Genomic DNA, 7,002 nt, shown 5'->3' with positions numbered 1-7,002 from the left:
TGGCGGATGCTTTCAGGCTGACAAGATAATATTTTTAACCTCTAATTCCATTTGGTCTGCTTTCTCTCATATCGCTTTTAGTCTAAACTCCAGATATGATGCTAGGGGCAATATCTTAACTGAAATTGACGCAGAAGGGCAAATAACCAAACGTAAGTACGACGATAATAACTATGTTTTGTCAGAAACCGTCATTTCTGACCGCTCTGGCCCAAATGGTTTTACGACTAAATATACCTACGATAGTCAAGGTAATCAGTTAACTCAAGAAGACGCATTAGGTAACATCACACGCTACACTTATGGCGACAAGAGCCGCCTACTGACTGAGACTGATGCCTTGGGTCGCACGACTACTAATGTGTACAGTAGAAGTGGTAATTTACGTTCAACTACTGATGCTCTTGGTCACATTACTGGTTATGACTACGATCTCAGAGGTCAACTCCGGTCTGTTACGGATGCTAACGGGAAAGTCACAGAATTCGATTATGATGACAATGGCAATGTCACAAGTGTTACAGATGCGTTAGGCAATGTTACGACTTATACTCATAACACCAATGGGGACAAACTGACTGAAACTCGTCAAATGACAACTGCGACAGGTCTAAGGACTTTAGTCACAACCTGGACGTATGACGACAACGGTCGGATGAAAACGATGACTGATGCCGAAAATCATACCACGACTTATGAGTATGACAAACTTGGGCATCAAACTGCTGTTACTGATGCACTTCAGCACCGGACTGAGTATAAATACGATGATAAAGGTCAGTTGGTTGCAACGATTTACGCAGATAATACACCTGACAACCCAGATGACAATCTGCGAGATATCAGCCGCTACGACGAAGCAGGGCGTAGAATTGCAACCATTGATAAAGCGGGACGGGAAAGGCGCTTTGTTTATGATGATGTTGGTAGATTAATTGAAACTCTTAATCCAGATACAACACCAAATAATTGGGATGACAACCCTAATACTCGTACTGAATATTACAGCGATGGGCTGGTAAAAGCTGAGATTGATGAACGGGGTAATCGCACAGAGTTTCGTTACGATGCTGATGGTCGGCAAACTCAGGTAATTTTCGCTGATGATACGCCTAATACTCTTGATGATAATCCACGCACTACTTATAAATACGACAATGTAGGGCAACGGATTTCCCAAGCTGATGCGCTCAACCACACGACTACATATAAATATGATGATTTAGGGCGCTTGAGCAAGACTGAGTTTAACGACAAAACTTTCACCACTAGTGAATACGATAACCTGAGTCGGCGAATTGCAATGACCGACCAAAATGGCAAGCGGACTGAGTATAGCTATGACGATTTAGGTCGCTTGACTGGGGTGAAGAATGCACTTCAGGATTGGACGGAATACGGCTACAACGAAGTCGGCAACCTGATTTCACAAACAGATGCTAACCAGCATACAACCAGTTTTGAATATGATGGCGTGGGAAGACGCACAGCTACTATCTTACCAATGGCTCAACGTACTGACATGACCTACGATGCTGTCGGTAATCTTAAGACATATACTGACTTTAATCGCAACACTACGACCTATCAGTACGATACCATGAACTGGATGACCTCGAAGCAGTTCCAGGATGAGTCTAAGGTAACGTATACTTACACACCCGTAGGTTTGCAGGATATCATCACGTTTGTTGACGCAAATGGTGTAACTACTGCAACTTACGATTATGACTATGACGAACGCGATCGCTTAGTGAAACGTACTGACCCAGATGGACGTAAAATTGAGTATACTTACGATGCTGCAAGTAATCGCACTTCTGTTACTACCGCATCTGGTACAGTCAACTACACCTTTGATGTTCGCAATCGCCTTGACCAAGTAATTGACGGTGGGGTTGTAACCGCAGATTATGATTATGACGCAGTAAGTAATTTGGTGCGTACTACCTTAGCTAATGGTACGCAAGAGATTCGCTCCTATGATGACCTCAATCGATTGAAGTATTTGGAAAATCATAAGGGTGACAGCATTCTCTCCAGCTACACTTATACTCTGGACAAGGTAGGCAACCGTACCAAAGTTATAGAACATAATGGACGTACTGTTGATTATACTTACGATGACTTATATCGGTTAACCCAAGAGAAAGTTATTGATGCAATTAATGGCGATCGCATCTACAATTACAACTTCGATAAAGTAGGTAATCGCACGACTAAGAGTGAAACTGTTAATGCTGTAACAACAGTTACCAACTATACTTATGATGCAAATGACCGACTACTAAATGAGACTGCAAATCAGCAATTAGTTGCTAATTATACCTACGATAATAATGGCAACACTTTAACTAAGACCGAAAACGGTATTACAACTCAATACACTTGGAATTATGAAAATCGTTTGATTGCAGCAATAGTGAAGGATGCTAACGGTGCAATCCAACAAGCGATGCAGTATGGGTATAACGATAATCGTATTCGAGTTGTAGCAACGGTTAATAGTGTTGAAACGCGGTACTTAATTGATGAAATGCAGCCGTATACACAGGTTTTGGAAGAATATTCTCCCAATGGTGCTGTGCAGGTGGAGTATGTTTACGGTAATGATTTAATTGCTCAGGAGAAGAGTAGCGATCGCACTTTCTACCACGTTGATGGGTTGGGTAGTACACGAATATTGACTGATGTAACTGGTAGTGTTGTTAGTACTTATGATTATGAGGCTTACGGGCAATTAATTAGCTCTACTGGTGGGTTGGAGAACAAGTACCTGTTTGCTGGCGAACAGTTTGATGAGGTATTAGGAGATTATTATAATCGGGCAAGGTATTATGATGCCGATACTGGAAGGTTTTTGAGAAGGGATATATATGAAGGAGAACTGGAAGAACCTCTGACGCTGCACAAATATATTTATGCTAATGACAATCCAGTTTATTTTATCGACCCAACTGGACTTACTTCTGCCAGTTTAGGCGAATCTTATGCTATTTTTGCCATTCTAGCAACACTTGCTACGATAGGTTACATCACATCAGAAGTTCTCGAAAAACAAGAACTGGATAAAGAACTTACTTTTTATCGTGGTACAACATACTATGATGCATTAGAGGTAGTTGCAGAACAACACATTAACGTACAACGGTTAACACAGCGTCAAAGTGCATTTCAGTTCCCTGAAGAGAGAAGAGGAGTGTATTTTTCAAGCCAGTATACAACAGCGCAATATTACGCAAATGAGACTGGCATGATGTATAAAGGAGCCGGCGGAGAAGGTATTTTTGCAGCAGTAGTTCCAGAGAAAAGATTTTTTCAATTTGCTGCTATGTATGGAATTGCAGTTGAAGTTCCTATACCAAGACCTCCCCGTCCAGGTATGACTGAAACTTTGATACCATACTACACTCTACCCCAATTTGAAACATTTGCTCACTACATTTTGGTTTAGAGAATATCAAATAATCTTGTAATAAATGATTGTAATTAAAGGTGAAGAATGTTAATCATATTAGCTGAGGTTTCTCCTGACGATATTTTAATAGATGAATCTATTTTTGCTGATACTCAAAAAGATTTATTTATCTATGAACACCTTAAATATTTTATTTCAAAGCTTGGTTATCTGCCAGTGGTTGAAGTGAGACTATATGGTAATCTAGTCTTCGTTACAAGAGGGCATTTATATGCTTTAATTTCGAAGGAACTTGGTTATAAATATATTCGTATAAGAATTCTTCAAGACTCGTCTAGAGAAGATGTGGAAAATTTTTTGCAAAAGTCTTCTGTTATTAGACTTGATTGGGAAACTGTAAAACAGGAAGCAAGCAGAATACCTCTCGTAGATTACGTCTGGTACATTGTATTTTTTGCACATTCGCTGAGTCAGGTGGAACGTCAAATTTTTGAGGAGAGTATAATAAAATTTTTAAAAGAGATCAAGTTACCTGAGTGTGTTCAGGAATCTAATGAGAAAATAAGGTATTTAAACTACCCCTTTTTTGGAGAATGCTGTGAATTTCAAGCGTATATTTCAATTGGAGATGAAAGATGGTATGGTGACTGGACGAGAAAACTGAGTAACTTTAACTTGAAACACGTTCCAATAATTTCTGTTAATGGGCGTAAGTTTCAGTCGAATCTTAATTTTCAATAAGGGAATCCTATAGCTGAAAACGTTCTGGAGCCTTACTTATTAATTGAGAAATATAAATTTTATTACTATTAGAAAATAAAGCCTCCAACCTTGGTTAAATCAAAGTTTTAGAGTTTAATTTCGATTATTCTTTTCCGAAAGTGATAAAACAGAGTTAACCACTCCCAAACAGGACTCAGAATCGCTACAACAAGGACACAAGTGTTTAAATATGAACAAATTTATCTGAAGGAGATACTAAAAGCCCATCTATTAACTCACTTATTCCTTGAGAATAGAGCATTTCTTCAGCATCATTTTTAATGCTAGCCGCATCAAAATTATCTCGGTGAAAAAGCTTAAGTTTTTCTATATCTTTTGAGGTATAGTCTAGGATGTTGAAGGTGAAAAACGCTTCCTTATCCATCATGTGAAGATTCTCTAAATCAGTAAAAAAGGCGAGACTCTCGGTTGTTGCAATGGGTAGTGTGTCCGAGACATTTCAAGTGTAGAAAAATACAATACGAATAGTAGTATAAGGGTTGAATAGCACTAAGGTAAGCGCAAATTCCTTATTTATAAAGCGTTTTGGGCGTAGTGAGGAAAAAGTTTTTTCGCTATTCATTCCACTTCATCAACACCCCATCCACAATCGCAATGCCCCATTGCAGAAACTTCGCCAAAAGCTTTTTGATCACAATTTGCAAAGCAGGATCATCCCAACACTTATGCAAAAACTCAAACCCCGGATTCTGCCCCGAATTTGCCGCTACTTTGAGTTTCTGCATCCGCTCCGGTCGCGCATTTGCCCTTGCAACAATCGCCTCATGCGACCACTTTTCAAGATTTTCGACAGGTGCGGCGGAACAATCACCTTCATGATTTGCTTTGTCCTCATCACGAGATACTTGGTTTTCTCCCAGCAACAAAGCAGATTGACCCTGTTCTACAAGCTCTGGTGTTTGATTTGCGATGGCTACGCCCGCCGCAGGCATCGCAGAATTTAAAGAAAATTCATTTTGTGCGATGGGCGCGGCGGAATAAGTGCCTTCATCACAGTCTCTCGGCTCAAAACCAGAGACTTTATTTTCTCCCGACAACGTTCGCGCAGCGTCTCGTAGAGAAGCGGAATTACTTTGTTCTACTTCCTCCTGTGTTTGATTAGCGATCGCTTCCTTGGAAGAAAATTCATTTTGAGCGACGGGCGCGGCGGAACAAGTACCTTCATGACAGTCTCTCGGCTCAACACCACAAGAGAGGTTTTCAGCTAATAAAGAAGCAGATTCACCCTCTGCATCATCCACAAGCAGCAGCGATGTACAGTCATTCGCCGTAGGCGAGTCTTTCTCATTCTCTGACACGCTTTCAACAGTTTGAGGCGAAGCGCCCCCCAAGGGCACGTGAGCCGTTTCTTCAACACGCAGATTTTAAGATCCCCCTTTAAAAAAAAGATATGCGTTACCCATAACCCTTGTAGAGACGTAGCAGTGCTACGTCAAAACAATTCTTTTTCGGAGATGTCTACTCGACATTCTGTGTTTTGAGCAAACTATTAGTCTGCCAACCCAAAAATGCGCTTGTGAGGACTGGGGAAAGGTTAAGGGATTTGAAACCTTTCCCCTTCCCCTTTACCCCGCCAAGTTCACTTGGCGAACTACTATGCTTCTATGCTTGCAGCACAAAATCAGATGGGGTGAGAGTTGGCGAACCAGTTAGAGTTGCAAATAGTCCACCACTGCCAAAACCAGCCGCGCTGCCATTTTGGTTGTAGAACAACTCACCATTTATAGGATCGTAGACAATTTTTGCCGTGCTAGTCGCTGCTGAACTCGTGATTTGAAAATCAGTGATGTTACTAAAACCAGTTCCAGCAGCAGAAGTAATTGTACTAAAGGTAGTTTGATCGAGTACAATCTTGTCACCTTTGCTGCTTTGGAAGTCAACGATCAGATCAACACTAACAAAGTCAGCATTGCTGCTGTAAACGAAAAGGTCAGCACCTAGACCACCAATGAGAACATCATTGCCTCTGCCACCCACAAGAGTATCATTGCCTTCTTCACCGATGAGAATATCATCGCCTGAGCCGCCCCGCAAAAGGTCATCGCCACTATTACCATTAATGATATCGTTACCCCCTTGACCATTAATTACATCATTGGAGTTATTAAAACCCGCAACGTTATTGTTAAGGTCATTGAGGAAAGTAACAGTGTTCTTGTTAAAGAGATTAGTTTGAGTGGAGTTGGCATTGAAGACATCAAAGCTGTCAGTTATACTGGTTTGTCCATCAAACAGGATATTACCAACAGATGGTCGTGAACCATTTGCTGGTAAATTATCCAGATTTTCTAATTGGAAGTTTTGCAGAGTAACTTTGGTAGAAGCTGCATCTGAAAAGGTGAGTTCTAAGTTATTAGCATTTTGAGTAAGTTGCAGATTTCGGGCAGTTAAACCACTACCAATAAATTGCAACGTATCCAGTTGGCTAATCACCGTTGCTGATGGATTTGAGCCAATTCCTGTTCCAGTAAAATCGGCGATAGTGTCATTTCCATCACCAAGGCCCAAGACAAAAGTATCATTACCATTGCCACCAAGCAACAGGTCATTACCATTGCCACCAATGATGGTATCATTGCCGTCACCGCCAGCAATTGTATCGCTGCCATTGCCACCAAGCAACAGGTCATTGCCATTACCACCAATGATGGTATCGTTGCCCCCGTTGCCAGCAATGGTATCGTTGCCATTGCCACCAAGCAACAAGTCATTACCATTGCCACCGGAGATGTTATCGTTGCCCTCATCACCAGCAATCGTGTCATTGGCATTGCCACCAAGCAACAAGTCATTGCCATTGC

At 41.1% G+C, this 7,002-nt stretch carries 5 protein-coding genes; 2 read left to right on the top strand and 3 right to left on the bottom strand.

All coding sequences use genetic code 11. The annotated features are described in order from the left end of the window. Both V7K69_RS00650 and V7K69_RS00645 read left to right on the top strand, forming a co-directional pair. Positions 1-3,454, top strand: a 3,454-nt coding sequence (locus V7K69_RS00650) for an RHS repeat-associated core domain-containing protein (RefSeq protein ID WP_335030613.1), incomplete at its 5' end; no start/stop codon positions are given. A 48-nt stretch (positions 3,455-3,502) separates the two neighbouring features. Beyond that, on the top strand, positions 3,503-4,159 hold the full coding sequence (locus V7K69_RS00645) for a hypothetical protein (protein WP_335030612.1): 657 nt from the start codon (positions 3,503-3,505) through the stop codon (positions 4,157-4,159). A 205-nt stretch (positions 4,160-4,364) separates the two neighbouring features. Here V7K69_RS00645 and V7K69_RS00640 read toward each other — a convergent pair whose 3' ends face one another. The 3 genes from V7K69_RS00640 to V7K69_RS00630 form a co-directional block, all read right to left on the bottom strand. Continuing rightward, positions 4,365-4,568 (bottom strand): hypothetical protein, encoded by a 204-nt coding sequence (locus tag V7K69_RS00640; RefSeq protein ID WP_335030611.1) that lies wholly within the window; start codon positions 4,566-4,568, stop codon positions 4,365-4,367. Between the two features lie 187 nt (positions 4,569-4,755). After that, positions 4,756-5,499, bottom strand: coding sequence for a hypothetical protein (locus V7K69_RS00635; protein WP_335030610.1), 744 nt, complete (start codon positions 5,497-5,499; stop codon positions 4,756-4,758). Between the two features lie 304 nt (positions 5,500-5,803). Continuing rightward, on the bottom strand, positions 5,804-7,002 hold a 1,199-nt coding region (locus V7K69_RS00630), incomplete at its 5' end, for a calcium-binding protein (protein ID WP_335030609.1).

This window comes from Nostoc sp., from assembly GCF_036917775.1.
Classification (GTDB): domain Bacteria; phylum Cyanobacteriota; class Cyanobacteriia; order Cyanobacteriales; family Nostocaceae; genus Nostoc.
The sequence above is the reverse complement of the archived record's forward strand: the minus strand, read 5'-3'. Positions and strand labels throughout refer to the sequence as shown.